The sequence below is a fragment of the Aliiroseovarius marinus genome (assembly GCF_050881025.1).
GTDB classification, from domain to species: Bacteria; Pseudomonadota; Alphaproteobacteria; order Rhodobacterales; family Rhodobacteraceae; genus Aliiroseovarius; species Aliiroseovarius marinus_A.
This window is the reverse complement of record NZ_JBNNXQ010000005.1, coordinates 36,301-61,317: the sequence shown is the minus strand read 5'-3', so window position 1 is coordinate 61,317 and position 25,017 is coordinate 36,301. Positions and strand designations below refer to the sequence as shown.

25 protein-coding genes are annotated in these 25,017 nt (G+C 60.8%); 17 read left to right on the top strand and 8 right to left on the bottom strand.

What is annotated here, in order from left to right; genetic code table 11:
• Positions 1-48: 48 nt before the first annotated feature.
• The 5 genes from ACRY08_RS14475 (at position 49) to ACRY08_RS14455 (ending at position 5,846) form a co-directional block, all read left to right on the top strand.
• Positions 49-1,197, top strand: coding sequence for an ABC transporter ATP-binding protein (locus tag ACRY08_RS14475; RefSeq protein ID WP_432450668.1), 1,149 nt, complete (start codon positions 49-51; stop codon positions 1,195-1,197).
• A 257-nt stretch (positions 1,198-1,454) separates the two neighbouring features.
• Complete coding sequence (locus ACRY08_RS14470) at positions 1,455-2,345, top strand: ABC transporter permease subunit (protein ID WP_432450699.1); 891 nt, start codon at positions 1,455-1,457, stop codon at positions 2,343-2,345.
• A complete protein-coding gene (locus ACRY08_RS14465; protein ID WP_432450667.1) occupies positions 2,342-3,154 on the top strand; it encodes an ABC transporter permease in 813 nt (270 codons plus the stop codon). The genes ACRY08_RS14470 and ACRY08_RS14465 overlap by 4 nt, the downstream gene beginning before the upstream one ends.
• On the top strand, positions 3,151-4,497 hold the full coding sequence (locus ACRY08_RS14460; protein WP_432450666.1) for a glutamine synthetase family protein: 1,347 nt from the start codon (positions 3,151-3,153) through the stop codon (positions 4,495-4,497). The genes ACRY08_RS14465 and ACRY08_RS14460 overlap by 4 nt, the downstream gene beginning before the upstream one ends.
• Positions 4,497-5,846, top strand: coding sequence for an FAD-dependent oxidoreductase (locus ACRY08_RS14455; protein WP_432450665.1), 1,350 nt, complete (start codon positions 4,497-4,499; stop codon positions 5,844-5,846). The genes ACRY08_RS14460 and ACRY08_RS14455 overlap by 1 nt, the downstream gene beginning before the upstream one ends.
• 111 nt (positions 5,847-5,957) lie before the next feature.
• Here ACRY08_RS14455 and ACRY08_RS14450 read toward each other — a convergent pair whose 3' ends face one another.
• Positions 5,958-7,484: a malonate--CoA ligase gene (locus ACRY08_RS14450; protein WP_432450664.1), complete on the bottom strand. Its 1,527-nt coding sequence runs from the start codon at positions 7,482-7,484 to the stop codon at positions 5,958-5,960.
• Between the two features lie 27 nt (positions 7,485-7,511).
• Complete coding sequence (locus tag ACRY08_RS14445; RefSeq protein WP_432450663.1) at positions 7,512-8,939, bottom strand: amidase; 1,428 nt, start codon at positions 8,937-8,939, stop codon at positions 7,512-7,514.
• Between the two features lie 24 nt (positions 8,940-8,963).
• Here ACRY08_RS14445 and ACRY08_RS14440 point away from each other — a divergent pair, with 24 nt between their 5' ends.
• Positions 8,964-9,593 carry a flavodoxin family protein gene (locus ACRY08_RS14440; protein ID WP_432450662.1) on the top strand — a complete coding sequence of 210 codons (630 nt, stop codon included), beginning with the start codon at positions 8,964-8,966 and terminating at the stop codon, positions 9,591-9,593.
• On the opposite strand, the gene ACRY08_RS14435 is transcribed toward ACRY08_RS14440, so the two are convergent.
• The gene (locus ACRY08_RS14435) at positions 9,587-9,892 is read right to left on the bottom strand and encodes a DUF1992 domain-containing protein (RefSeq protein WP_432450661.1); all 306 of its coding nucleotides are present in this window, start codon (positions 9,890-9,892) and stop codon (positions 9,587-9,589) included. The two genes, ACRY08_RS14440 and ACRY08_RS14435, sit on opposite strands and share 7 nt — an antisense overlap.
• 82 nt (positions 9,893-9,974) lie before the next feature.
• Positions 9,975-11,534: a bifunctional metallophosphatase/5'-nucleotidase gene (locus ACRY08_RS14430; RefSeq protein ID WP_432450660.1), complete on the bottom strand. Its 1,560-nt coding sequence runs from the start codon at positions 11,532-11,534 to the stop codon at positions 9,975-9,977.
• 174 nt (positions 11,535-11,708) lie between these two features.
• On the opposite strand from ACRY08_RS14430, the gene ACRY08_RS14425 reads away from it, so the two are divergent.
• From ACRY08_RS14425 to arsC, 3 genes are read left to right on the top strand one after another with little or no spacing between them, the layout of a single operon-like run.
• A complete protein-coding gene (locus ACRY08_RS14425) occupies positions 11,709-12,047 on the top strand; it encodes a DUF952 domain-containing protein (protein WP_432450659.1) in 339 nt (112 codons plus the stop codon).
• Positions 12,044-13,108: a quinone-dependent dihydroorotate dehydrogenase gene (locus tag ACRY08_RS14420; protein ID WP_432450658.1), complete on the top strand. Its 1,065-nt coding sequence runs from the start codon at positions 12,044-12,046 to the stop codon at positions 13,106-13,108. The genes ACRY08_RS14425 and ACRY08_RS14420 overlap by 4 nt, the downstream gene beginning before the upstream one ends.
• Positions 13,105-13,446 (top strand): arsenate reductase (glutaredoxin), encoded by a 342-nt coding sequence (gene arsC, locus ACRY08_RS14415; protein ID WP_432450657.1) that lies wholly within the window; start codon positions 13,105-13,107, stop codon positions 13,444-13,446. Before ACRY08_RS14420 ends, arsC begins: the two co-directional genes overlap by 4 nt.
• A gap of 17 nt (positions 13,447-13,463) precedes the next feature.
• Here arsC and ACRY08_RS14410 read toward each other — a convergent pair whose 3' ends face one another.
• Genes ACRY08_RS14410 through ACRY08_RS14400 form a run of 3 tightly spaced genes read right to left on the bottom strand, consistent with a single transcriptional unit; the run spans position 13,464 to position 15,788 of the window.
• Positions 13,464-14,771 carry an MATE family efflux transporter gene (locus tag ACRY08_RS14410; RefSeq protein ID WP_432450656.1) on the bottom strand — a complete coding sequence of 436 codons (1,308 nt, stop codon included), beginning with the start codon at positions 14,769-14,771 and terminating at the stop codon, positions 13,464-13,466.
• Positions 14,772-14,778: 7 nt separating this feature from the next.
• Positions 14,779-15,288 (bottom strand): PaaI family thioesterase, encoded by a 510-nt coding sequence (locus tag ACRY08_RS14405; RefSeq protein ID WP_432450655.1) that lies wholly within the window; start codon positions 15,286-15,288, stop codon positions 14,779-14,781.
• Entirely contained in the window at positions 15,285-15,788 is a 504-nt protein-coding gene (locus ACRY08_RS14400; RefSeq protein ID WP_432450654.1) for a PaaI family thioesterase, read from the bottom strand. Before ACRY08_RS14400 ends, ACRY08_RS14405 begins: the two co-directional genes overlap by 4 nt.
• Before the next feature lie 106 nt (positions 15,789-15,894).
• Here ACRY08_RS14400 and ACRY08_RS14395 point away from each other — a divergent pair, with 106 nt between their 5' ends.
• From ACRY08_RS14395 to ACRY08_RS14360, 8 genes are all read left to right on the top strand, one after another.
• Positions 15,895-17,019 carry a putative manganese transporter gene (locus tag ACRY08_RS14395; RefSeq protein WP_432450653.1) on the top strand — a complete coding sequence of 375 codons (1,125 nt, stop codon included), beginning with the start codon at positions 15,895-15,897 and terminating at the stop codon, positions 17,017-17,019.
• 104 nt (positions 17,020-17,123) lie between these two features.
• Positions 17,124-17,489, top strand: a complete 366-nt coding sequence (locus ACRY08_RS14390) for a MerR family transcriptional regulator (RefSeq protein ID WP_432450652.1) — start codon at positions 17,124-17,126, stop codon at positions 17,487-17,489.
• A gap of 312 nt (positions 17,490-17,801) precedes the next feature.
• Positions 17,802-18,191 carry a MerR family transcriptional regulator gene (locus tag ACRY08_RS14385; protein ID WP_432450651.1) on the top strand — a complete coding sequence of 130 codons (390 nt, stop codon included), beginning with the start codon at positions 17,802-17,804 and terminating at the stop codon, positions 18,189-18,191.
• Between the two features lie 22 nt (positions 18,192-18,213).
• Positions 18,214-19,986, top strand: coding sequence for an acyl-CoA dehydrogenase C-terminal domain-containing protein (locus ACRY08_RS14380; RefSeq protein ID WP_432450650.1), 1,773 nt, complete (start codon positions 18,214-18,216; stop codon positions 19,984-19,986).
• 22 nt (positions 19,987-20,008) lie between these two features.
• Entirely contained in the window at positions 20,009-20,221 is a 213-nt protein-coding gene (locus tag ACRY08_RS14375) for a hypothetical protein (RefSeq protein ID WP_432450649.1), read from the top strand.
• 25 nt (positions 20,222-20,246) lie between these two features.
• Entirely contained in the window at positions 20,247-20,882 is a 636-nt protein-coding gene (locus ACRY08_RS14370) for a glutathione S-transferase family protein (RefSeq protein WP_432450648.1), read from the top strand.
• 17 nt (positions 20,883-20,899) lie between these two features.
• The gene (locus tag ACRY08_RS14365; protein WP_432450647.1) at positions 20,900-22,105 is read left to right on the top strand and encodes an acetyl-CoA C-acetyltransferase; all 1,206 of its coding nucleotides are present in this window, start codon (positions 20,900-20,902) and stop codon (positions 22,103-22,105) included.
• 11 nt (positions 22,106-22,116) lie between these two features.
• Positions 22,117-24,321: a 3-hydroxyacyl-CoA dehydrogenase NAD-binding domain-containing protein gene (locus tag ACRY08_RS14360; RefSeq protein WP_432450646.1), complete on the top strand. Its 2,205-nt coding sequence runs from the start codon at positions 22,117-22,119 to the stop codon at positions 24,319-24,321.
• Positions 24,322-24,404: 83 nt separating this feature from the next.
• Here the strand turns inward: ACRY08_RS14360 and ACRY08_RS14355 are convergent, their stop codons facing one another.
• Positions 24,405-24,998, bottom strand: coding sequence for a Hint domain-containing protein (locus ACRY08_RS14355; RefSeq protein WP_432450645.1), 594 nt, complete (start codon positions 24,996-24,998; stop codon positions 24,405-24,407).
• Positions 24,999-25,017: the final 19 nt, after the last annotated feature.

Genomic DNA, 25,017 nt, shown 5'->3' with positions numbered 1-25,017 from the left:
CCCTGCGCAGCCCGCGCGGGGGGTCTTTTCAAACTCCCCGAGGTATTCATGTCTGACGCCGCCACCCAATCGGCTCCTGCCGAGTTTGCGCCCTGGAACGACCCCCAGGCGACGCCACTGATCCGTTTTCAGAACGTCACAAAACGTTTTGGAGACTTTACCGCGATTGATGATTTGACCATCGACATCTTTGAAAAAGAGTTCTTTGCCCTGCTTGGCCCGTCTGGCTGCGGCAAGACCACAATGATGCGCATGCTGGCAGGTTTCGAGACCCAGACCGAGGGGCAAATTCTGATCGACGGGCAGGACGTCGCCCCGATCCCGCCGAACAAACGCGCGGTCAACATGATGTTCCAGAGCTATGCGCTGTTCCCGCACCTATCGGTGGCGGAAAACATCGCCTTTGGCCTGAAGCGCGACAGGATGCCGAAGGATCAGATCGAGGCCCGCGTCGAAGAGATGCTGAGCCTTGTGCAGCTGGGCAAATTCGCCAACCGAAAACCGCACCAGATTTCGGGTGGCCAGCGCCAACGTGTGGCGCTGGCGCGCTCGCTTGCCAAGGCGCCGAAGCTTTTGCTTCTGGACGAACCCCTTGGCGCGCTTGATAAAAAGCTGCGTCAGGACACGCAGTTCGAACTGATGGACATTCAGGAACAGACCGGCACCACCTTTGTGATCGTGACCCACGATCAGGAAGAAGCGATGACGGTGGCCAGCCGGATCGCCGTGATGGATCACGGCAAGATCATTCAGGTCGACACGCCCGCCAAGATCTACGAAGAGCCCGGATCAGTCTATGTGGCCGACTTCATTGGCGACGTGAACCTGATCGAGGGCAATGTGACCAAATCGGGTGACGATCACGCCACCATCAGCTGGGCCGAGGGTCAGCAAGACCTGATCGGCATCGCGCATGATGAGATCCCGGCGGGCACACGCGCCACGCTTGCCATTCGCCCCGAGAAGGTGAATATCTCGACCGAAAAGCCCACCGATGTGACCAATATGGTGCATGGCAAGGTGCTGGACATCGCCTATCTGGGCAACATGTCCACCTATGTGATCGAAACCCCAACGGGTCAGCATATCAAGGCGCAGGCCGCCAACACGCGCCGCATTCGCCGCCGTGCGATCACTTGGGAACAGGAGGTCTGGCTGAGCTTCACCGATACTGCCGGCGTGGTGCTGACGTCATGAAAAACGCAGCAATAGAGAGATTCGCAACATACCTGTTGATCCCCGTGATCATAGGTGTTTGCTACTTCGTTCTGGAAGCCGTGAGCGTGATCATCTCATCCCTAATACTTGTGGTGATGAACTTTAGTGACGTTAGCTTCTCGTTATTGGCTCCGGTTGGTCAAGCGCTCGGAGACAGCTTGCTTTGGCGCATCTTACCATTGTTGGCATCGGCCATTTTGATTTGGTCCTTGCTTCCGGTTGATCGCCGTGACGGAGTGGCCAGACGGCTTTTGATCGGCCTCCCGAATACTTGGCTTCTGGCGCTGTTTCTGGTGCCCTTCCTGATCGTCTTGAAGATCAGCCTGTCGGACACGGCACTGGCCATTCCGCCCTATACGCCCACGCTTGACCTGTCACAGGGATGGGCGGGCTTTCGGGAATGGTGGGCCGGGCTGGACATCGAAAACTTCACATGGCTCACGCAGGACGACCTTTACTGGAAAGCCTATCTGTCGAGCCTGAAGATCGCCACCATTTCGACTTTTCTGGCGCTTGTGGTGGGTTTCCCGATTGCATATGGCATGAGCCGCGCGCCGGATGCCTGGCGCCCGACCCTGATGATGCTGATCATCCTGCCCTTCTGGACCTCTTTCCTGATCCGCGTCTACGCGTGGAAGGCGATCCTGAGCCAAGAAGGACTGCTCAATCAGTTCCTGATGAGCCTTGGTGTGATCAGCGACCCGCTGATCATCCTGAACACCAATCTCGCCGTCTATATTGGCATCGTTTACACCTATCTGCCCTTCATGGTGCTGCCGATCTACTCCGCACTGGAACGGCTGGATGAGAGCCTTCTTGAAGCGGCCGAGGACCTTGGCTGTTCGCGCATGACCGCCTTCTGGCTGGTCACCCTGCCGCTTGCCAAACAAGGCATAATCGCGGGCAGTTTCCTTGTCTTCATCCCGGCCATGGGCGAGTTCGTGATCCCGTCACTGCTGGGCGGCTCGAAAACCCTGATGATCGGTAAGGTCCTGTGGGAGGAGTTCTTCTCGAACCGCGACTGGCCTGTCGCCTCGGCGGTGGCTGTGGTGCTCTTGCTGATCCTGATCATCCCGATCGTTCTGTTCCAAAAGAACGAAGAAAAACAAAGGGAGGCCGGCAAATGAGACGTCTGTCCTGGTTCAATACCGTATCGCTGACCCTTGGGTTCGCCTTCCTTTACATCCCGATGATCATCCTGATCGTCTATTCGTTCAACGGCGGCAAACTGGTGACTGTCTGGGCTGGCTTTTCAACCAAATGGTATGGCGAGCTTTTCCGCAACGAAGCCTTTCTGGACGCCGCGTGGGTGACCCTGAAAGTCGCCGTCATGTCATCAACCGTGGCAACCGTGCTTGGCACAATGGCGGCCTACGTGATGGTGCGGGCGGGGCGCTTTCGGGGCCGCACGCTGTTTTCGGGCATGATCTATGCCCCGCTGGTGATGCCCGAAGTAATCACCGGCCTGTCACTTCTGCTTTTGTTCATCGCCATTGGTCTGGACCGCGGCGTGCTGACCATCGTGCTGGCGCATACGACCTTCTCGATGTGTTACGTATCCGTGGTGGTCTCCTCGCGTCTTGTGACCTTTGACCAATCACTGGAAGAGGCCGCGCTGGATCTGGGTTGCACCGGTTTTGAAGCCTTCCGGCTGGTCACCCTGCCCATCATCGCGCCTGCGGTGATCTCGGGCTGGCTTCTGGCCTTCACCCTGTCGCTTGATGACCTTGTGATTGCCAGCTTCACCTCGGGTCCCAGCTCGACCACCTTGCCGATCAAAATCTTCTCGGCTGTGCGCCTTGGTGTCAGCCCCGAGATCAACGCCCTGTCCACGATCATGATTACCCTTGTGGCAGTGGGCGTGATTGCGGCATCTCTCAGCTCAAAACGGGCCATCGCGAAACGCGCGAAGGACGAACAGGAGGCCATCCAGTGAGCGATTTTCTGGAAGAATACGCAACCTATTGCAAAGCCCACGGGCGCCCTGACCGGGTCGAGCTTATGCTGTGCGATGCAAACGCGGTTCTGCGCGGCAAATGGTTGCCGGGAGATGATGAAAAGAAACTGACAGAGGGCGCAGTGCGCCTTCCGCTGTCGACCTATGCGCCCAATATCATGGGGGAAGAAGTCGAAGCCACCGGACTGGGCATCATCGTCGGCGACCCCGACGGGCGCATCGTGCCGGTGGCCGGATCGCTGAAACCCGTGCCATGGGCCAAGGGCAATGTGGCGCAGGTGCAGGTTGAAATGATCGACCCGGACACGGGCGAAATATCGGAGCTGTCATCGCGCCAGCAACTGGCGCGCATGGTGGACAAGCTGCACGCGGCGGGCCTGCACCCTGTACTGGCGACCGAGCTTGAGTTTTACCTGTTCAAGCCGCGTATCGAGCAAGATGCCGCCCCCACCCCGCCCGACCGCAGCCCGGATGCGCAGAACTATGATCTGGAGGTGCTGGAGCGCACGCAGGACATTCTGGACGACATTCTGAAAGCCTCCGAGCTGCAGGGTCTGGCCACGGACACGCTGATTGCCGAATACGGGCCGGGCCAGTTCGAGATTAACTTCCACCACACCGATGATGTCATGTGGGCCGCCGACACAGCGCTTTTGTTCAAGCGCCTTGTGCGCGGGGTGGCGCGGGCCCATGGGATGGAGGCCACCTTCATGGCCAAACCCTATGCCGACTTCCCCGGCAACGGCATGCATGTGCACGCCTCGGTCGTGGACAAATCCGGCAAGAACGTCTTTGACGACGGCACGGATGGGCCGTCTGACGCGCTGAAACACGCGGTTGGCGGCACGCTCGACACGATGCGGGATCTTCAGGCGATCTTTGCGCCGCATATGAACTCGTATCGTCGCTTCAAACCGATGAGCTTCGCCCCCTCGGCCCCGGATTGGGGCTTTGACAACCGCGCCGCTGGCGTGCGCCTGCCCGAAACCAAGGGGCCGGGCGCACGGCTGGAACACCGGATCGCGGGCGCGGATGTGAACCCCTATCTGGCGATCTCTGCCATTCTGGGGGGCATGCTGCACGGTCTGAACACCAAACCCGATCTGCCCCTGCCACTGGATGACGCAAATGCCGAACCGGCAGACCGCCTGTCCGCCGATTGGTTCCAGACCGTCGAACGGTTCGCAGCATCAGATGTCGCCGTCGACATTTTCGGCCAGCGCTATGTCGACGTCTACACCGCCATGCGCCGGGATGAGATTGCACAGCTGACCCACGAGGTCACGCATGTGGAATATCGCACCTATCTGGGTCGGCTCTGATGACGCCTCGGATGCCGCCCCATATACCCGGGCGCATCTACGAAGACTACGCCTATGGCGATGCGGCGCGGGCAGACTGTATCTGGCCGCGCCCAGATGGGGATTGGGCGGCGATCCAAGGAGATCACCGCTGCGACATCGCGGTGATTGGCGGCGGATTTACCGGCCTGTCAGCGGCTCTTCATCTGGCCCAAAACGGCGCGGATGTGACGCTTGTCGAGGCCAACCACATCGGCTGGGGGGCCTCGGGCCGCAATGGAGGCTTCTGCACCATCGGCGGTGACAAGCTGGGGCTATCTGCGATCCGAAAACGGTTCGGAGACACCGCCACCCGCGCCTATTTCGACGCCCAGAAAGCGGCAGTGGAATTGGTGGCGGCACTGCTGGACACACATCAGATCGACGCCGACACCCACTCGGACGGGGAGCTTCTGCTCGCCCACCGCCCCGCCGCCATGGCTGACCTGCGCACCGAGGAAGCCGAATGGGCCGCACTGGGCCATCCGGCCGAGCTGATCGACGCCACCGACCTGAAATCACGCGGCATGAATGGCGATTTTCACGGCGGCTTGGTCCTGCCTTTGGGATTTGCGCTCAATCCCGGGCGCTATGTCAGCGGGCTGGCCCGGGCTGCGTCCCAGGCAGGTGCCTCGCTGTCCCCCGACAGCCCCGTGACGCATATCGACACCGTAAGTGACCGCCACGTCCTGACGACCCCCACTGCACGCATCACAGCAAAGAAGCTGATCATTGCCACCAATGGCTATTCCTCCGACGCGCTTCCGGGCTGGCTTTCGGGCCGCTATCTGCCCGTTCAGTCCAACATCCTCGTCACCCGCAAACTGACGGCAGATGAAATCGCCGCGCAGGGGTGGCACACCGACCTGATGGCTTATGACAGCCGCAATCTTCTGCACTATTTCCGGCTGCTGCCTGATGGGCGGTTCCTCTTTGGCGCGCGCGGGAATGTGGGCGCCAGTGCCAAAGGGCAAGACGCCATGCGCGTGAAGATGAAACAGCACCTCGCCGCCATGTTCCCGGCCTGGCGCCATGTCGACACCCCGCATTTCTGGTCAGGGCTGATCAGCCTGTCACGCGACCTTTTGCCTTACGCGGGACCGGTGCCAGACCGCGCCAACACATGGGCCGGGCTGAACTATCACGGCAATGGCGTCGCCATGGGCACATGGACGGGGGCCAGACTGGCCGATATGGCGCTTGGCAAACTCACGTCCCTGCCCGTGCATACCCGGGTTTTGCCCCGCTTCCCATTCCCATCGCTCAGGCGCAACTATCTACATGCGGCCTTCGTGGGCTACCGCCTGAAAGACGGCCCACCGCCGCGCTGACCCTCTTATTTTCTTGTCGTAAGTACCTCGGGTGAGCATGAGTTTCCGCAGGAAAATCATGCGGGGGCAGCGCCCCTCAGGCTCACGAAGTGAGCCACCGACAGCCCCGCCCTACCCCTTCAGCAGATCCGCATAGGTCTGACGCATCACGTTCTTTTGCACCTTACCCATGGTGTTGCGCGGAAGCTCGTCCACAACGACCACCCGCTTGGGCTGCTTGAACTTGGCAAGGCTCTCTGAGACACCCGCTTTCACTGTTTCTTCACCCAGCGCTGCTCCATCCTGCGCCACGACGACCGCCACGACCGCCTCGCCAAAATCTTCATGCGGCACGGCGATGACGGCACTTTCCAATACGCCGGGCAGCGCGTCGATCACGCCCTCGACCTCTTTCGGATAGACATTAAACCCGCCGGTGATGATCAGGTCCTTGCCGCGCCCCACGATGGTCACATAGCCATCCGGGTCGATCATCGCCAAGTCGCCGGTGATGAACCAGCCGTCTTCACGCAGCTCCTCTGCTGTCTTCTCGGGCATCTGCCAATAGCCTGCAAAAACATTGTCGCCGCGCACTTCCAGAACGCCGATCTCGCCATCGGGCAAGGTCGCGCCGGACACAGGATCGCAGACCTTCACCTCGACCCCCGGCAAGGGGAAGCCCACCGTGCCCGCCCGTCGTTCGCCCTCATAAGGGTTTGACGTGTTCATGTTGGTTTCGGTCATGCCATAGCGTTCTAGGATCGCATGGCCCGTCACCTCGCGCCAGCGGTCATGGGTTTCCGCCAAGAGCGGGGCCGAACCGGAGACAAACAGCCGCATGCCTTTGGACGCCTCCGCCAGACGATCATCTTTCAACAGCCGCGTGTAGAAGGTCGGGACGCCCATCAGAGCGGTGGCGCGTGGCATCGCCTCGATGATGGCACCCGCGTCGAAACCCGGCAAAAACACCGCCGCGCCGCCCGCCATCAGGGTCACATTGGTCGCGACGAAAAGCCCATGCGTGTGAAAGATTGGCAGCGCATGAATCAGCACATCCGTGTCGGTGAACTGCCAATAATCACGCAGGGTTTCGCTGTTAGATGCCAGCGCCCGATGGGTCAGCATCGCCCCCTTTGATCGCCCCGTGGTGCCAGATGTGTAAAGGATCGCCGCCAGATCAAGCGGCGCGCGCGCCACTGCCTGAAACCCCGGTTCTTCTGCGTCACGGGCGGGCACCAGCGTCCCCACCTCACCGGCGCCAAGCGTCAGCACATGGGCCACCTGCGCATCTTCGGCCACGGGTATCAGCGCCGCCAGATTGTCCGGTTCACAGACAAACACATGCGGCGTGGCATCCCCAAGGAAATAGGCTACTTCATCCGGGGTATAGGCTGTGTTCAGGGGCAAAAACACCGCCCCCGCCAGCACCGTGCCCACGTAAAGCTCCAGCATCGCGGGCTCTTTCGGGGCCTGTACCGCCACGCGATCACCCGGGGTCACGCCCAGCGCAACCAGCGCTGCCGCCATGCGTTCGGCATTGGCCCAGAACTGGCCGTATGTGGTCACTTTGCCTGTGCGCCCATCGGTCAGAAAGACCGCATCGTGCCGCCCGTCAGAGGCGCGCGAAATGGCGTGGGCGAGGTGGTTTTGCTCATACATGTCGGCTCTCCTGCGTTGGGGTCGGGCTTAGCTTTTGGACGTGACCGGGTCAATTGGGCCAATGGGTCCCCCCATGACAATCTCGACCGCGCGCGCCGCCGCCAATAGCTTGGCTTCGCCGCGTGGCGGCCCGATCAGTTGTAGCCCGACCGGCACCCCGTCATCCGACAGCCCCACGGGGACCGAAATTGCAGGCAGCCCCGCCACAGTTGCCATAAAGGCAAAGCGCAACCAGTCCATGTAGCCGGTCAGCGCCTGACCACCCACCAAGCGCACCCATTCCTCGGATTGCGCATGGGGCATGTTGCCGACAACCGGGCAGGCCAACACGTCGAAACGCTCCAGAAAGGCGCGCATATTGTCATAGATGAGCGAGCGGGACAGCTGCGCTTTCGCGATGTCTTCGGCGCTGAGCGACAGCCCAAAGGCCAAGTTCTGGGCCAATGTCGGCTTGAAATGCCGGGTCAGGCTTTCGGGCGCCGACACGAAATTTGCCGCCCACATCCCGCCCCGGATCACGTGATAGGTGCGTTCAAGGTCTGGCAGGTCAGGACAGGTTTCCTCGACCGTAGCGCCCGCGCCTTCCATCGCCTGCATCGCGCGCGCCAGATAGCGCGCCATGTCTGTATCCACCGGGGCAAACCCGCCAAGATCCGGCGCAAAACCGATGCGCAGCGCCGGGTCGGCCTGCACCACCGCCTGTTGATAGGGCTGGTCAGGGGCGGGAAAAGACAGGGGCGCGCGAGGTTCAAACCCCGCCATCGCGTCCAGAAACAAGGCGCAATCGGCGACAGATCGCGCCATCGGTCCCTGCACGCCTTCGCCGATAAACCCGGTGACCGAGGCCGAGGCACAAAGCCCCGGACTGGGCCTGAGCCCCACGATCCCGCAATAGGCCGCGGGCGTGCGCAGGCTGCCGCCATGGTCTGATCCGTGACTGAGCCACAGCGCGCCACTGGCCAGAGACGCCGCAGCACCGCCCGACGACCCACCTGCATTGAGCCGCGTGTCCCAAGGGTTCAGCGTTGCGCCGAACACATCGTTGAACGTGTTCCCGCCCGCGCCAAATTCGGGCGTGTTGGTCTTGCCCATGACAAGGCCGCCGCGGGTCTCCAACCGGGTGACAATCGGGTCGCTGGCCTTTGGGATATTGTCCGACAGCGCCTTGGTGCCAAAGGTCGAGCGCACCCCCTCAACAGGGGTCAGGTCCTTGATCCCAATGGGCAATCCCGCAAGCCAGCCGGGGTGATCCGTGGGGCCGGACAGGGTTTTCGCCTTCGAGCGCGCGCGATCCCAACAGGTGACGGGCACAGCATTCACCAAGGGCTCCACCTGTTCCAATCGCGCCTGCGACGCGTCGATCAGATCATCCGGTGACAGATCGCCCTTGCGCAACAGCGCCACAACCTGATGGGCCTCCATCTGGCACAGCTCGGGTCCGGTGAATGTGGTCATGGCAGGCTCCTTTTCCCGAACCAGATGAGCACAGAGACGGCGTTGAGAAAAGCCGCGATTTCGCTTGGATCAAAACCGCTTTGCGCCCAGACTGGCGGCATGAAAAGCACAAGCATCTGCATCCCCTATTTTTCTGGGTTTGGACATACGAAACGCATCGCTGAAACGATGGCGCAGGCCATCGGGTCCGGCGCGCGTCTGATCGACGTCGAGACCATCACGCAAGCCGATTGGCAGGCGCTGGACGGTGCCCATGCCATCATTTTTGGCGCGCCAACCTATATGGGGTCCGCCGCGGCCCGCTTCAGCCAGTTTCTGGAAGAGGTCGATACCCGCTGGGAACACGGGTTGTGGAAAGACAAGATCGCTGCCGGTTTCACCACCGCGATCCACCCGTCGGGCGACAAGCTGGCGACATTGCAGCGCCTGTCGATCTTTGCCGCCCAGATGGGCATGATCTGGGTCGGCCCCAGTGATATCGGCGCGCCGGTCAAACCTGATCACCCCGGCCTGAACCGTGATGGCAGCTGGCTGGGCCTGATGGTGACCGAACAGATGGGCGCCGAGGTCGATCTTTTGAACGAGGATCTGGAGACGGCGCGCCGTTTCGCCGCCCGCGTTTTGGCCGCCACGCAACGCTGGAACGCTCAGTAACGGCCCTTGCGCGCCAGCTCGATCTGCGCGTCCATCATCGACATTTCCTTCATGATGTCCGTGCGCCGCGTGCGATCGCCCGTTTCAGCCAATTCGTCGCGCAGCCGTTTCAGCTCGCGCGAAAGACGCACAAATTCCGGCACTGCACCGCTTTCCTGCACCAGCCGGTTGAACACCGCGTTTTCCGGGTCGTCCACCTTGGGCAAAGGCTTGCCGGCCCCTTCGAGATTGTCGAAATCTCCGGCCTCTTCCGCCTCGCGGATTTTCTGTTCGATGAGGGTGCTTAAGGGGTGATCCATGCCATCATTCTATCCCACCCGCCGCACATAAAAAAGCCCCCGGCGCGCGAGGCACCGGGGGCTTCACCCACAAATTCGCAGGTTATTTCTTGGTGATACGCCCATCCAGCATGGGTTTCACCGGACCCATCTTGGCCATGTATTCGGCAGTCACATCTGCCAGATCAGGGCCAAAATCATAAGCCTTTTCAGCGTCACGGAACATTTTGTAGCCGTCACCGCCGTTGCGCACATAGTTGTTGGACACCACGCCATAGACCTTGGCCGGATCAATCGGCGCGCCGCCAACCATCACATCCGACACCCGGCTGCCAGCCTCTTTTGAGACATCAAACGCATAGGTCATACCCGCCACTTGCGGGAAGCGGCCTGCGCCATCCTCATACTGGCTGACACCATTTTCCAGAGCGGCCACGATGGTCGCGCCAGACACCTGGAAGGTCGACAGGGTGTTCTGGAACGGCAGCACCGTCAGCACATCGCCCATGGTGACCTCGCCCTCGCCGATCGAGGCGCGAATGCCGCCGCCGTTCTGGATGGCGATCTCGATGCCCTGATCCTTGACCCGGTCCAGCATGGCGTCAGTGATGATATTGCCCATGGCGCATTCCATCGCCCGGCACGATCCACGTTCGCCATCGATGGCTTCGGCGGTGCTGGCCACCACGCGGGTCTTCATCTCTTCGATGGGACCGGCCAGTTCGGCCACGCGGGCGACAATCGCGGGGTCTTCGGCGACCGAGGCATCCAAAAGGATCGTGTCCCCCGTGGCCGCGGTCACATTGCCCGCATCATCAAAGGTCAGCACCAGATGGCCCACATATTTCGAATAGGCATAGGCCTGCACCACCGGCACATTGCCCACCATCGTGGGATAAGCCATCGCGCCTTCTTCGGTGTTTGAGAACTTGGTATGCGAATGCCCGCCAATCACCGCGTCCAGACCCGGCACGGCCTCGGCAATGGCCATATCCTTGTTCACGCCCACATGGTTCAGCGCGATGATCTTATCCACGCCTTCGGCCTCAAGTGCTGCCACATCCGCCTTCAGGCTGTCGATCTCGTCTTGGAAAATCACCGCTTCGCCGGGGCTGGAAGTCTCGGATGTATCCGTCGCCAGCGCCGAGATGATCGCGATTTTCTGGCCGCCGACCTCAAGCACCACATGGTTCTTGACCTTGCCCTTCAGAACATTCGATTGCGACACGTCGATATTGCCCGAAATCACCGGGAAAGACACGCCATCAACCAGCTTCAACAGACCCTCGGGCCCGTCGTCAAATTCGTGGTTGCCCACGGCCATGGCGTCAAAACCGATCTTCTCCATCATCTCAATTTCGACATCGCCCTTGTAGGTCGTGTACATGAGCGACCCCTGATACTGGTCGCCCGCATCCAGAACCAAGAGGTTCTGCCCGTCCAGTTCCTTACGCAGCTCGGCGATTTTGGTCGCCACACGGGCATAGCCGCCAAAGCATTTGCCCTCGGCATTGTCTTCGGCTTTGCAGGTTGAATCGTATTTGTTGATCGGCTCAACCCGGCTGTGCAGGTCGTTGATGTGAACAATATTCAGCGTGAAATCGGCCATCGCTGTGCCGGTGGTCAGTGCCAGCGCGGCAACCGAGGTCAGAAAACGGGTCATTCTTGGGTCTCCCTAATGTCTTGTTGTTTTGCCAAGAGCGTGACGTGAGTCGGCCCATCTTGTCAAAACTCCTCTCTTCAGCTGTCAGCTTGACGTAACGAGAACATGACGGGCAAACCCGTGCCCGCGCCTTCATAACTTGACGCAAGCCAAGCAACGCGGCACATGGGGGGCATGCAGATATACAAGATCCTTCGTGACCCGGAATGGCGGGCATTTCAGAAGGCGGGCAAAACCCTTGGGGCCCCCGTCGATCTGGCAGATGGCTATATTCACTTCTCGACCAACGCGCAGGTGCGCGAGACCGCCGCCAAGCATTTTGCCGGAGAAGAGGGGCTTATGCTTGTTGCCTTTGACGCGGATGCCATGGGCGACAAGCTGGTGTGGGAACCGTCGCGTGGCGGCGCGCTGTTTCCCCATCTGTATCGCGAATTGATGCTGACCGAGGCCCAATGGCATCGCACGCTGCCCCTTGGCCCCGACGGCCACCAATTTCCCGAGGACCTGGCATGAACCTGATCGAGAAAATCGCCCTGAAAGCCCTGCATCAGGTGGACCCTGAACGCTCGCACAGCCTTGCGCTGATGGCGATGAAGGCGGGCGTTGTGCCGATGCCGGGCATTGTGACCTCGGACCGGTTGAAAACCACCTTCTGCGGGATGGAGATGACCAACCCCGTGGGTCTGGCAGCGGGCTATGACAAGAACGCCACCGTGGTCGATGCGCTGACGCAGGCGGGCTTCGGTTTTGTCGAGGTGGGCGCGGTCACCCCCCGCCCGCAACCCGGCAACCCGAAACCGCGGCTCTTTCGCCTGTCGGAAGATCAGGCGGTGATCAACCGCTTTGGCTTCAACAACGAAGGCATGGAGGCCGCCGCCGCCCGTCTGACCCGCCGGTCGCGCCGTCGCCCGGTGCCTGTGGGGTTGAACCTTGGCGCCAACAAAGACAGTGATGACCGTGCCGCGGATTACGTGAAGGTTTTCAACTGCTGCGGGCCGTTCGTGGATTTCGTCACGGTGAATGTGTCCTCGCCCAACACGGAAAAACTGCGCGACCTGCAGGGCGCGGATGCGCTGCGCGGGCTTTTGCAGGGCGTTTTGGACGCGCGTGGGGGCCATGACAAATACACGCCGATTTTCCTGAAAATTGCCCCGGACCTGACTGATGACGAGCTGGCCGAAGTGGCTGGCGTGGCGAAAGAGGTCAAGGTGGACGCGGTGATTGCAACCAACACCACCTTGTCACGTGAAGGTTTGAAAAGTGTTCATAAGGATGAAGCAGGCGGTCTTTCCGGCCCGCCCTTGTTCGAAAAATCCACCCGCGTGCTGGCGCGCCTGTCACAACTGACCGACGGTCATATGCCGCTTGTGGGGGTTGGCGGGATCGCCTCGGCGGAAGATGCCTATCAGAAAATCCGGGCAGGTGCCTCGGTGGTGCAGCTTTATTCCTCGTTGGCTTATCACGGGCTCAGCCTTGTGGAAGAGATCGCGCGCGGCATTGATGCGCGGCTGGAACGCGATGGGTTCGCCTCTGTCGGCGAGGCTGTCGGCACCGGAAAAGGAGACTGGCTATGACCGAGATTTGGCACAACCCGCGTTGCTCGAAATCGCGTCAGACATTGGCGCTTTTGGAAGAGCGTGGCGAGGCGCTGACCGTGCGCCGCTATCTGGATGATGCGCCGATCGAGGCCGAAATCCGCGCCGCCCTTCAGGCCCTTGGCGTGGCGCCCATCGCCATCATGCGCAAGGGTGAAGCCATTTTCAAAGAATTGGGCCTGACCGCAGACACGCCGGATGATGATCTGATCGCGGCCATGGTCGCTCATCCGATCCTGATCGAACGGCCCATCGTGCTGAAGGATGGCAAAGCCGCCATGGGGCGCCCGCCCGAAAGCGTGCTGGAAATCCTCTAGCCTTCTCCTCTGACCTTCTACGTGGCAGAGCGTTCCAACGCCGGATAGCGCCAGCCCAACGTCGCCCCGCGCGCGATGAAGGATATCAAGAGCGCCACCCAAAGCCCGTGGTTGCCAAGGCCCGGCATCAGCGCATAGACGGCTGCGAAATAGATCGCTGCAGAGATCACCATCATGTTGCGCATATCAGACGTGCGTGTGGCCCCGATGAAAATCCCGTCCAACATCCACGCAGGCCACCCCAACAGCGGGGCCAGCACCATATAGGGCAGGAAGTCACGCGCCACTGCGCGCACATCTTCAGCGGTGGTCATGACATCAACCATCCAGCCGCCCAGCACGACAAAGCCCAGCGCAAGCACACAGGATATTCCCGCGCCCCACAGGCTGGACATCACCGACGCGCGCCTGAGCGCCGCACGGTTCTTGGCCCCCAACGCCTGCCCCACAAAGGTTTCAGCCCCAAAGGCAAACCCGTCCATCGCATAGGCCGTAACGTGCAGAAATTGCATGAGCACCTGATTGGCCACCAGTTCGACATCTGACAGGCCCGCGCCGTAAAACATGAAGCTTGTGAAGACGGCCATCAGCAAAAGCGACCGGATCAAGATATCCACATTCACCACGGCCATGTTTTTCAGGGTGGCCGCGTGCAGCACCCGCGCCCGGTCCCGCCATGCGGGGGTGCGGAAGATATCACGGCAAAGGTAAAGCCCCAGCGCCCCGCCGGTCAGTTCGGCGATCAGCGTCGCGATGGCCACGCCTTCGACCCCCCAGCCGAGGCCCAGCACAAACCACAGGTCCAGGGCGATATTCACACCGTTCATCGCCACCTGCAGCACCAAGACCGCGCGGGCACGTTCCAGCGCGATCAGCCAGCCGGTGAATGCATAGACCGAGATCGCAAATGGCGCACCCCAGATGCGAATGGCCATATAATCGCGCGCCAAATCCTCGACCGGCGCCGAGGCGGGTGCCACTTGAAACGCCGCCCAGAACAGCGGCAGCTGCAGCAGGATCAGCCCCAGCCCGCCGAGACCCGCAATCATCAGCGCGCGGGTCAACATGGCCGCAACCTCGCCCGACCGCCCGGCCCCATGCGCCTGTGCCGTCAGACCCGTGGTGCCCATGCGCAGAAAGCCAAAGATCCAGTAAAGGCTCGACAGGATCACCGCACCGATCCCCACCGCCCCAATGGGAACCGCATCGCCCATCTGGCCGATCACGCCGGTGTCGACAAGGCCAAGGATCGGCACCGTCACATTGGACAGCACAATCGGGCCAGCCACGGCCAGAACGCGGCGATGGGTCAATGCAGTGGGCATCAGAGCATCACGGGCTCGGCATCAGGAAATGGCCCGTGGCCTGCGCGTAAAGCTTGCCACGCTGGTCTTGCCAGGCCTCCACATGCACCGATGCATAGCGCCGCCCCTGCCGCACCACCCGCGCACGCGCGTAAGCATCACGTGGCAGGCCCGAGCGCAAATAGTCGATCGAAAAATCAATCGTCTTGGGCAGATAGGGCATGTTCTCAGGGCCAAGCGTCGTCGGGTCCAACGCGCCGCTTTCCATGTCTTCCCACAAGGTGGCCCAGCTGAGCTGAATGACAGCTGCCGTTTCCAGAAAAGCCGCCGTGACACCACCGTGAATGGCCGGAAGCATCGGGTTGCCAATGAGCTTGTCGTCAAAAGGCAAAACGGCGGTCAGCTCGTCGCCGTGACGTTCGATCTGAATGCCCAGGAACTGCATGTAGGGAATGCCATCAACAAGACCTGCAAGGGCCTGATCGCGGCGCTGTTTGACCACTTCGACAGGTTCGGGGCGTTTGTGTTTCTGGCTCATGCGCTGGCCTCGTCTGTGATCTCGCCTGTGATTTCGTTCGAAATCTCGGTTGAACGCCGCTTGGGGTCGCCATCCGCCGTGAAGGCCCCCGTGGCCGTGGCCACCGGGCGGTTTTCATCCTCGTCCAGCGCAACGGCGCGCACAAAGGCCACCGACCGGGTCACGTGGTAACAGGTCGCGCGCGCGGTGATTTTCTGGCCCGGCGTGGCGGGGCGCATATAGTCGATGCGCAGATCAATCGTCGCGGTGACCGCGGGGGCGTCGGGGTGGCTCATGACAGCCGACCCACAACAAGTGTCCAACAAGGCCGACACCGCGCCCCCATGGATCACCCCCGTGCGCGGATCACCGATCAGCTTTTTGTCATAGGGCATCGACATCACGGCCGCGCCATCCCCCAGATCATCAAGCGTCATGCCAAGTGCGGCGCAATGCGGGATCGCTTCGGTGAATTTCCGCGCGATTTCCGCTTTCTTTTCGGGGGTTAGTCCCTTGATCATTGGCCTGCCTTCCATCGCTTTGACAGCTCTATTTATTGGCGCTTGCAATCCCTGCGTCCAGACCCTAGTTTCGCAATTAAGAATTATTCGCAATTAAAGGTGCGTGATGAGCGAGACCACAAGCTTTGCTGCCCCGATGGGCCAGTTGCGGCCCAGACGCCTGCTGGTGCTGGCGATTTTCGCGGCTCTTGCACTGGCGCCCGGGCATCTGGGTTCGCTCACACGCGAGCTGATGACCGATGCTTATGTGCAGGTCTCGGTTTTTGTTGCGGCGACCTTGCTGCTCTTTTACGGGGCTGAGCGGATTTTCAACTTTGATATCGGACAGGTCCTGTCCAACGCCCGCGGTGCGCAGGTGCCGCTGGCGGCCCTTTTGGGCACCACGCCGGGCTGCGGCGGCGCCGTGGTGGTGGTGGCCGCCTACAGCTCTGGCCATGTGGGCTTTGGGGCCGTGGTGGCCACACTGACCGCCACCATGGGCGACGCCGCTTTTCTGTTGATCGCCACCCGCCCGGATGCGGCCATCGTGGTGCTGCCGCTCAGCCTTGTGGTTGGCATCCTGTCAGGCTGGATCGTGGACCGACTGCACAAGGTGGAATACCGCGCCTCGACCCTTGCCAGCTGCGAACTGGCACCGCTTATTGGCAAGACCCGCCCACAGGATGTGGCCTATCTGCTGCTGGCCATCCCCGGCTTTTACGTGGGCGCGGCCCAGCTGGGCCAGATTGACATCAGCCATATCGCGGGCCTGCCCATCCAGTGGCTTGCCCTTGTGGGCACGTTTCTTGGCCTGACCATCTGGGCGACCTCTAAAGTGTCAGCCATGACCAACGCCAAAGACAGCCCGCTGACCCGTACGGCCGAAGAGACCAGCTTTATCTCGGTCTGGGTGATCGGTGCCTATCTGGCCTATGACTACGTGGCCGAATTTGGGGGTCTTGACCTTGAACTTCTGTTCCAGTCCATCGCGCCGCTTTTGCCGCTGATGGGTGTGCTTGTGGGGCTTATTCCCGGCTGCGGTCCGCAGGTTCTGGTGACCACGCTTTACCTGAACGGCATCATTCCTTTTGCCGCCCTGATGGGCAACGCCGTGTCCAATGATGGGGACGCGCTCTTCCCGGCCATCGCGCTGAACCCGAAAGCCGCCATCGTGGCAACGGTGTATTCCACCATCCCAGCAACAATCCTGGCCTACGCGTTCTTCCTTTTTGCCCCCGGCTTTATGAACTGACGGTGCGTCGTGCAGGATTTGTAAGGTGTTTGCGTGGTTCTACTGAATTGCACGAACCCGTGCGGTCCATTACGATTGCCCAAAGATCAAGCAAGGGGAACTGCATGTCTGAGGACCGCCTGACATTCAAAGAAATGTGCGCGAAGTTTGATGTGACCCCGCGCACGCTCAGATATTACGAATATATCGAGCTGCTTTCGCCCGAAAAGGAAGGACGCTCGCGCTATTATACGCCGCGCGAAGTCGCGCGTATGACGTTGATTCTGCGTGGCCGTCGGTTCGGGTTTTCGCTGGAAGAGCTGCGTCAGTGGCTGTTGATCTATGATGAAAAAGGCACCGAGGCACAAAGCCGCGCCTGGGTTGAACTGGCCGATCGCCAGCTGGGTGCGTTGCGCGCGCAATATGCCGAACTGGCCGACAGCATCGACGATCTGCAGAAGTTGCGCGACGACGTGGCCCGCGGGCTGTGATGGCGTGACCGGGCTGAAAACCCGGTGATTCTCGGCGCACGCCGACCGATCCCCCACATTCCCGTCAAATCACTCCCCTTTCGGCTTTCCGCCACGGAAGGGGATTTTCCCTTTCCAAACATGCCCTTGGGTCATGCACCCTTCGTTTCGACGTGACGTTACGACAAGAAAAGCTCTGACGCGACGTTACATTTACGTTAACGTCAAGCTATATGTAGGAAGAACCGGTCAGATCCTGTGACCGGTGTCGGCAAGGGCGTTTGGACCACCCGAACGGGCGGCCTGAAAAACGCCGAAGTAATGGAGAAAGGTATGACCGACGAGTTGATGACCATCCGGCAGATGTGCGACGCCTTCGAGGTGACCGCACGCACGCTTCGCTTCTATGAGGCGAAGGAGCTTCTGTCACCGATCCGGGAAGGCCAGAAACGGCTCTTTACCAAGCGCGACCGCGCCCGCCTGAAGCTGATCCTGCGCGGCAAGCGTTTTGGCTTTGCGCTGGAGGAAATCCGCCAGCTACTGGACCTCTACGATATGGGGGATCAGCAGCAGACGCAGCTTGAACGCACCGTCGAGGTGGCCCGCGGCCATCTGGACGACCTCAAGCGCCAGCGGGATGAGCTTGAAGAGGCCATAGCAGATCTGACGGACCAGCTTGAATGGGGCGAACGCAAAATCGCCGAATTCAAGACCAACAGTTAAGCAACCACAAGGACGCCCAAACATGCCCAGCTATACCGCGCCCACCAAAGATATGGCCTTTCTGCTGCACGATGTGCTGAAAGCTGATCAATCGGACATCCCCGGCTATGGGGAACTTGAACGTGACTTCACCAGCGCTGTGCTGGAAGAAGCTGGCAAAATGGCCAGCGAGGTTCTGACCCCGCTGAACGTGGTCGGCGATCAGGAAGGCTGCCGGCTGGAAAACGGCGTGGTTTACACACCCACCGGCTTCAAGGCTGCGTTTGAGCAGATGAAAGAAGGCGGCTGGACCGGTCTGGACATGCCCGAAGAGTTCGGCGGCCAGAATATGCCCGTCCTTCTGGGCACCGCGGTAGGCGAGATGTTTTCGGCCGCAAACCAGGCCTTCACCATGTATCAGGGCCTGACCCACGGGGCGGCCTCGGCGATTTTGGCCCACGGCACGGACGAGCAGAAAGCAACCTATCTGCCCAAGATGGTCAGTTGCGAATGGACCGGCACCATGAACCTGACCGAACCGCATTGCGGCACCGATCTGGGGCTCATGCGCACCAAGGCCGAACCGCAGGATGATGGCTCGTACAAGGTCTCGGGTCAGAAAATCTTTATCTCGGCAGGTGACCACGACATGTCGGACAACGTCATCCACCTTGTGCTGGCGAAAATCCCCGGCGGGCCCGAGGGCATCAAAGGCGTGTCGCTGTTCATCGTGCCGAAGTTCAACGTGAACGAAGACGGCTCGGTCGGCGCGCGCAACGGTGTCTCGGTGGGCAATATTGAAAAGAAAATGGGCATCCACGGCAATTCAACCTGTGTGATGAACTATGACGAGGCCACGGGTTACCTGCTGGGCGACCTGCACAAAGGCATGCGCGCCATGTTCACCATGATGAACGAGGCCCGTCTGGGCGTGGCAATGCAAGGCCTGGCGCAGGCCGAGGCCGCCTATCAGAACGCTGTCATCTATGCCAAGGATCGCCTGCAAGGACGCGACGTGACCGGCGCGAAGAACCCGGACGGCCCCGCCGATCCGTTGATCGTGCACCCGGATATCCGCCGCTCGCTGATGGACCAGAAAAGCTTCTGCGAAGGCGCGCGCGCGTTCTTGTTCTGGGGGGCGCAACTGATTGATCAGGCGCACCGTGCAGAGGACAAAGACGCCGACGGGTTGATCAGCCTGATGACCCCGGTCCTGAAAGGTTTCCTGACCGATCAGGGCTATGACATGACCGTGCTGGCGCAGCAGGTCTATGGCGGCCACGGCTATATCGAAGAACATGGCATGAGCCAGTTCACCCGCGATGCCCGCATCACCCAGATCTACGAAGGTGCCAATGGCGTTCAGGCGCTGGATCTTGTGGGCCGCAAGCTGGCCGCGGACGGTGGCAAGCCGATCATGGCATTCTTTGAAATGGTGAAATCCTATTGCAAAGAACAGGATAGCGACGAGATGAAGGACTTCATCGAGCCGCTGAAAACCGCCTCGAAGCACCTGCAAAGCTCGGCGATGTTCTTCATGCAAAACGGCATGAAGAACCCCAATGACGCGCTGGCAGGCAGCTATGACTTCATGCACCTGTTTGGCCATGTCTGCCTTGGCTTCATGTGGGCCCGTCAGGCCCGCGCGGCGCTGGATGCGCTGGCGACCGGCGAAGGCGACGCAGCGTTTTACGAGACCAAGCTGGCCACCGCGCGCTACTATATGGCACGCCGCCTGCCCGCCACATCGATGCATCTGGCGCGCATCGAAAGCGGCGCGGACACGGTGATGGCGCTGCACGCCGACGCGTTCTGAGCCTGATACAAAAGGAAAAACCATGCCGAAACGTTTCAAACTGACCCGCCGCTTCCCCTGCGCCATGACAGAGGATGGGTATCGCCGGTTGAAACGTTTCGCGCGTGAGGCAGGGCTTGATGAAGGCGAAGCCCTGTCGTTCCTTTTTGAGCATTTCGACAGTGTCACCGATCAGGAAAACCTGACCGCGCGCCTGCGCCTGTTCAATGCAGAGCTGGACGCGCGCAAACGCTGAGACTTTATCCTTGGGAGGGGACACCATGACGATCAAACTTTACTGTTTCGGAGAAAGCGGCAACGCCTATAAGGCCGCGCTTGCGCTTGAACTGTCCGGCCTGGACTGGGAACCGGTCTTTGTGGATTTCTTCGGCGGCGAAACCCGCAGCCCGGAATTTCGCGACCTGAACGCAATGGGTGAAGTGCCGGTTTTGGTTGATGGTGACATCACGCTGACCCAATCGGGCGTCATGCAGGACTACATCTCGTCGAAATCCGGCAAGCTGGGCGGGCGCAGCGCGGCTGAGCGGCGCGAGATCCTGCGCTGGCAGTTTTGGGACAATCACAAAATGTCCTCGATGGCTGGCATGACCCGGTTTTTGATGAATTTCCTGCCCGAAGACAAACGCCCCGCCGAGGTGATCGCCTTCAACCAGGGCCGCCTCAAATCCGCATACAAAGTGTTGGAAAACGAGCTTTCTGACCGTGATTGGCTGGTGGGTGACGCGATCTCCATCGCCGACATCTCGTGCTGTGGCTACCTCTATTATCCCGAACCCTTCGGCTTTGACCGCGCCGAATGGCCCGCAATTGACGCCTGGCTGACCCGTATTTCGGACACGCCCGGCTGGAAACACCCCTATGACCTGATGCCCGGTTCCCCCGCGGACCGCGCGTGATTTCGAAAGGATCAATGATGACCGACGCCTATATCTATGACGCCGTGCGCACCCCGCGCGGCAAGGGCAAAAAAGACGGCACGCTGCACGAAGTAACCGCTGTGCGCCTGTCTTCCGTTGCGCTGAACGCGCTGAAAGAGCGTAACAACCTGGACGGCCACGCCGTCGAGGATGTGATCTGGGGCAACGTGACCCAAGTGGGTGAACAGGGCGCCTGTCTGGCGCGGTCCTCGGTGCTTTATTCCGATCTGGACGAGCGTATTCCGGGCGTGTCGATCAACCGTTTCTGTGCGAGCGGTCTGGAAGCCGTGAACATGGCGGCCAACCAGGTGCGCGGTGGGGCGGGTGACGCCTATATCGCCGGTGGTGTGGAAAGCATGAGCCGCGTGCCAATGGGCATGGACGGTGGCGCGATTGCCGCCGACCCGCATCTGGCGATGAAAGCCTATTTTGTGCCGCAGGGCATTTCCGCCGACATCATCGCGACAGAATATGGCTTCAGCCGCGACGACTGCGACGCCTATGCGGTGGAAAGCCAGAAACGCGCCGCCGCCGCCCGTGCGGATGGCCGCTTCAAGTCGATCGTGCCCGTCACCGACCAGAACGGTCTGACCGTGATGGAACAGGACGAGATGATCCGCGAGACCTCGATGCAAACCCTTGGCGGCTTGAACCCGTCCTTCGCCATGATGGGCGAACAGATGCCCGGGTTCGACGCGGTCGCACTGCTTAAATACCCGCATCTTGAGCGCATCAACCACGTGCACCATGCCGGTAACTCGTCGGGCATCGCGGATGGTTCTGCCGCGATCCTGATCGGCAACAAGGAATTTGGCGAGCGTCACGGTCTGAAGCCGCGCGCGCGTGTCAAAGCCACGTCGAAAGTCGGCACTGATCCCACGATCATGCTGACCGGCCCGGTCCCCGCGACCGAGCGTGTGTTGCAAGCCGCCGGCATGTCCATTGGCGACATTGACCTCTTTGAGGTGAACGAAGCCTTTGCATCTGTCGTCTTGCGTTTCATCCAAGCCTTCGATGCAGACACAAACAAAGTGAACGTGAACGGCGGCGCGATCGCCATGGGCCACCCGCTGGGCGGCACTGGCGCGATGATCCTTGGCGCTCTGCTCGATGAAATGGAGCGCGCGGACAAAGAGACCGGTCTGGCCACGCTTTGCATCGGCTCGGGCATGGGTGCCGCCACCATTCTGGAACGCGTGTAAGGAGACGTATAATGGCTGATTTTCACTATTCCGTGGACGCCGACGGCGTCGCCACCATCACCTGGGATGTGCCCGGCAAATCCATGAACGTGCTGTCCTATGCCGCACTCGGAGAGCTGAACACACATATCGAAACTGTGCTGTCCGACGACAACGTGAAGGGTGCCATCATCACCTCGGCGAAGAAGGACTTCGCGGGTGGAATGGACCTGAACGTGATCGCTCAGATGAAGTCGGACGCGGGCGACAACCCCGCCAAGGGTCTGTTTGACGGCATCATGTCGATGCATGGCGCGCTGCGTAAGATCGAACGTGCAGGTATGGACCCGAAGACCAACAAGGGCGGCAAGCCGATTGTCGCCGCCCTGCCCGGCATCGCGCTTGGCATCGGTCTGGAAATCCCGCTGGCCTGTCACCGCATCATTGCCGCTGACAACCCAAAGGCCAAGATTGGCCTGCCCGAGATCATGGTCGGCATCTTCCCCGGCGCAGGTGGCACCACCCGCCTTGTGCGCAAGATGGGCGCCATGGCGGCGGCCCCGTTCCTGTTGGAAGGCAAGACCGTAGCGCCTGCGAAAGCCAAGGCCGCTGGCCTGATTGACGAGGTTGTGCCTGCAGACGAGTTGCAAGCCCGCGCGAAAGAGTGGGTTCTGAACGCCACCGACACGGACATCGTGAAACCGTGGGACGCAAAGGGCTATAAAATGCCCGGTGGTGCGCCCTATCACCCGGCTGGTTTCCAGACCTTCGTTGGGGCCGCCGCGATGATCCACGGCAAAACCAATGGCGTTTATCCGGCAGCGAAAGCCCTGCTGGCGGCTGTCTATGAAGGCGCGATGGTGCCGTTTGATGACGCGCTGCGTGTGGAATGCCGCTGGTTCGTGAACGTGCTGATGAACCCGTCCTCCAGCGCCATGATCCGCTCGCTCTTCATCAACAAGCAGGCGCTTGAAAAAGGTGCCGTGCGTCCGAAAGATGTGAATGATCAGTCGGTCAAGAAGGTCGGCGTTTTGGGCGCGGGCATGATGGGGGCTGGCATTGCGCTGGTATCCGCCATGGCTGGCATGGAGGTCGTTTTGATCGACCAGACGCAAGAAGCGGCTGATCGCGGCAAAGCCTATTCCGAGGGCTATCTGGACAAGGGCATCGCCCGCAAAAAAGCCACGCCCGAGAAGAAAGATGCCGTTCTGTCGGCCATCACCGCAACCACCGATCTGGAAGCGCTGAAGGGTGCTGATTTGATCATCGAGGCGGTTTTTGAAGACGTGGGCGTCAAGGCCGAGATGACCAAGAAGGTCGAGGCCGTGGTCGGCCCCGATTGCATCTATGCCACCAACACCTCGACCCTGCCGATCACGGAACTCGCCAAGGCGTCAGACCGCCCCGATCAGTTCATCGGCATCCACTTCTTCTCGCCCGTTGAACGCATGATGCTGGTCGAGATCATCAAGGGCAAAGAAACCGGTCCGCGTGCGGTCGCCAAGGCGCTCGACTATGTGCGCCAGATCCGCAAAACGCCCATCGTCGTGAATGACGCGCGTTTCTTCTACTGCAACCGCTGCATCATCCCTTACATCAACGAAGGCATGCGCATGGTTGGCGAGGGCGTCTCGCCCGCGCTGGTCGAAGGCGCTGCGAAACTTCTGGGCTTCCCGGTGGGGCCGCTGCAACTGGTCGATGAGACCTCGATTGATCTGGGTGTAAAAATCGCCAAGGCCACGAAAGCCGCCATGGGCGACGACTACCCGGACGGCGCAGTCGATGACATCATCTTCTGGATGGCAGACGAAGGCCGCATGGGCCGCAAGTCGAACGCGGGCTTTTATGACTATGACGAGAAGGGCAAGCGAACCGGTCTGTGGGAAGGGCTTGGCGACAAGTTCCCGCTGGCCGATGATCAGCCCGACCTGACCGAGGTGAAGCATCGCCTGATGATGAGTCAGGTTCTGGAAGCGGTCCGTGCGCTGGAAGAGGGCGTGCTGGAAGACATCCGCGAAGGTGACGTCGGCGCGATCCTCGCCTGGGGCTTTGCGCCCTGGTCGGGTGGTCCGTTCAGCTGGCTCGATATGATCGGCGCGGGCAAAGCGGTCGAGATTTGCGACGGCCTGACCGAGGCCCATGGTGCCCGGTTCACCACGCCTGCGCTCTTGCGGGAACTGGCTGACAAAGGCGAGACCTTCTATGGCCGCTTTGACAGCAGCGCGAACGCTGCCTGAAACGAACATGAAACGGCCCGGTCAAGGCACCGGGCCGTTTCACAACTGGCCGCTCAACCGGACAGCCCTTCCTCCGTTTTACATCACGCAGCCCGTTCAAAAGGGGTGCCATGGATCATCAAGGCAACCATTGCGTGGGCTTCATCGTCAGACAGGCGACGGAAAAATTCCTGTGCATCCGAACGCGCGCCCGCGCAGCCCAGCAACACACCGCTATTGGCATAGACCACCTCTTCCTCGTCAAACACCAGTGACACGGCCTCGGCGCCCGATGGCATGGCCCCCCAGCTGATGCCACGATACCCAGCCAGCGCAGTCGCCGGCAACATGGCAAGCGGTGTGCCAAAAGCCTCCTGCGCCCATTGCGCTTCGATCAGAACCTCTTGCCCGGGCATCAGCCACATGTCGTCGCAATTTCCCAAAGCGCCCCCCGGCACATGCAGCCCGCGCGTTTCAGCGCAAGCGCTTCGCATCACGCCGCGCACCACGCGCAGCCCCCCATCCAGCGTGAATACAGCGTCGCCCTTCATCACATGTTCCACATTGCGCCACCCGGCAGCGGTTTCGACGCGGGTGCCGCTGACCATCCCGGCCTGCCCGGTGCGTTTGGGGTCCATCAGATCGGCAAGATCAGCGGGAAGAGCATTGGCGAAATCGGTGGCTGTATTCAGGAACATGAGCGTTCTCCTAAGGTCA

What these genes read in the sequence shown, in the direction of transcription:
- ACRY08_RS14465 (WP_432450667.1), top strand. Translation starts at nt 2,342, where the DNA reads ATGAGACGTCTGTCCTGGTTCAATACCGTATCGCTGACCCTTGGGTTC.
- ACRY08_RS14445 (WP_432450663.1), bottom strand. Translation starts at nt 8,939, where the DNA reads ATGACCACATTCACCGGACCCGAGCTGTGCCAGATGGAGGCCCATCAG.
- ACRY08_RS14455 (WP_432450665.1), top strand. Translation starts at nt 4,497, where the DNA reads ATGACGCCTCGGATGCCGCCCCATATACCCGGGCGCATCTACGAAGAC.
- ACRY08_RS14360 (WP_432450646.1), top strand. Translation starts at nt 22,117, where the DNA reads ATGGCTGATTTTCACTATTCCGTGGACGCCGACGGCGTCGCCACCATC.
- ACRY08_RS14385 (WP_432450651.1), top strand. Translation starts at nt 17,802, where the DNA reads ATGACCGACGAGTTGATGACCATCCGGCAGATGTGCGACGCCTTCGAG.
- ACRY08_RS14400 (WP_432450654.1), bottom strand. Translation starts at nt 15,788, where the DNA reads ATGATCAAGGGACTAACCCCCGAAAAGAAAGCGGAAATCGCGCGGAAA.
- ACRY08_RS14435 (WP_432450661.1), bottom strand. Translation starts at nt 9,892, where the DNA reads ATGGATCACCCCTTAAGCACCCTCATCGAACAGAAAATCCGCGAGGCG.
- ACRY08_RS14430 (WP_432450660.1), bottom strand. Translation starts at nt 11,534, where the DNA reads ATGACCCGTTTTCTGACCTCGGTTGCCGCGCTGGCACTGACCACCGGC.
- ACRY08_RS14355 (WP_432450645.1), bottom strand. Translation starts at nt 24,998, where the DNA reads ATGTTCCTGAATACAGCCACCGATTTCGCCAATGCTCTTCCCGCTGAT.
- ACRY08_RS14450 (WP_432450664.1), bottom strand. Translation starts at nt 7,484, where the DNA reads ATGTATGAGCAAAACCACCTCGCCCACGCCATTTCGCGCGCCTCTGAC.
- arsC (WP_432450657.1), top strand. Translation starts at nt 13,105, where the DNA reads ATGACCGAGATTTGGCACAACCCGCGTTGCTCGAAATCGCGTCAGACA.
- ACRY08_RS14475 (WP_432450668.1), top strand. Translation starts at nt 49, where the DNA reads ATGTCTGACGCCGCCACCCAATCGGCTCCTGCCGAGTTTGCGCCCTGG.
- ACRY08_RS14370 (WP_432450648.1), top strand. Translation starts at nt 20,247, where the DNA reads ATGACGATCAAACTTTACTGTTTCGGAGAAAGCGGCAACGCCTATAAG.
- ACRY08_RS14380 (WP_432450650.1), top strand. Translation starts at nt 18,214, where the DNA reads ATGCCCAGCTATACCGCGCCCACCAAAGATATGGCCTTTCTGCTGCAC.
- ACRY08_RS14425 (WP_432450659.1), top strand. Translation starts at nt 11,709, where the DNA reads ATGCAGATATACAAGATCCTTCGTGACCCGGAATGGCGGGCATTTCAG.
- ACRY08_RS14375 (WP_432450649.1), top strand. Translation starts at nt 20,009, where the DNA reads ATGCCGAAACGTTTCAAACTGACCCGCCGCTTCCCCTGCGCCATGACA.
- ACRY08_RS14390 (WP_432450652.1), top strand. Translation starts at nt 17,124, where the DNA reads ATGTCTGAGGACCGCCTGACATTCAAAGAAATGTGCGCGAAGTTTGAT.
- ACRY08_RS14395 (WP_432450653.1), top strand. Translation starts at nt 15,895, where the DNA reads ATGAGCGAGACCACAAGCTTTGCTGCCCCGATGGGCCAGTTGCGGCCC.
- ACRY08_RS14410 (WP_432450656.1), bottom strand. Translation starts at nt 14,771, where the DNA reads ATGCCCACTGCATTGACCCATCGCCGCGTTCTGGCCGTGGCTGGCCCG.
- ACRY08_RS14365 (WP_432450647.1), top strand. Translation starts at nt 20,900, where the DNA reads ATGACCGACGCCTATATCTATGACGCCGTGCGCACCCCGCGCGGCAAG.
- ACRY08_RS14420 (WP_432450658.1), top strand. Translation starts at nt 12,044, where the DNA reads ATGAACCTGATCGAGAAAATCGCCCTGAAAGCCCTGCATCAGGTGGAC.
- ACRY08_RS14440 (WP_432450662.1), top strand. Translation starts at nt 8,964, where the DNA reads ATGAGCACAGAGACGGCGTTGAGAAAAGCCGCGATTTCGCTTGGATCA.
- ACRY08_RS14405 (WP_432450655.1), bottom strand. Translation starts at nt 15,288, where the DNA reads ATGAGCCAGAAACACAAACGCCCCGAACCTGTCGAAGTGGTCAAACAG.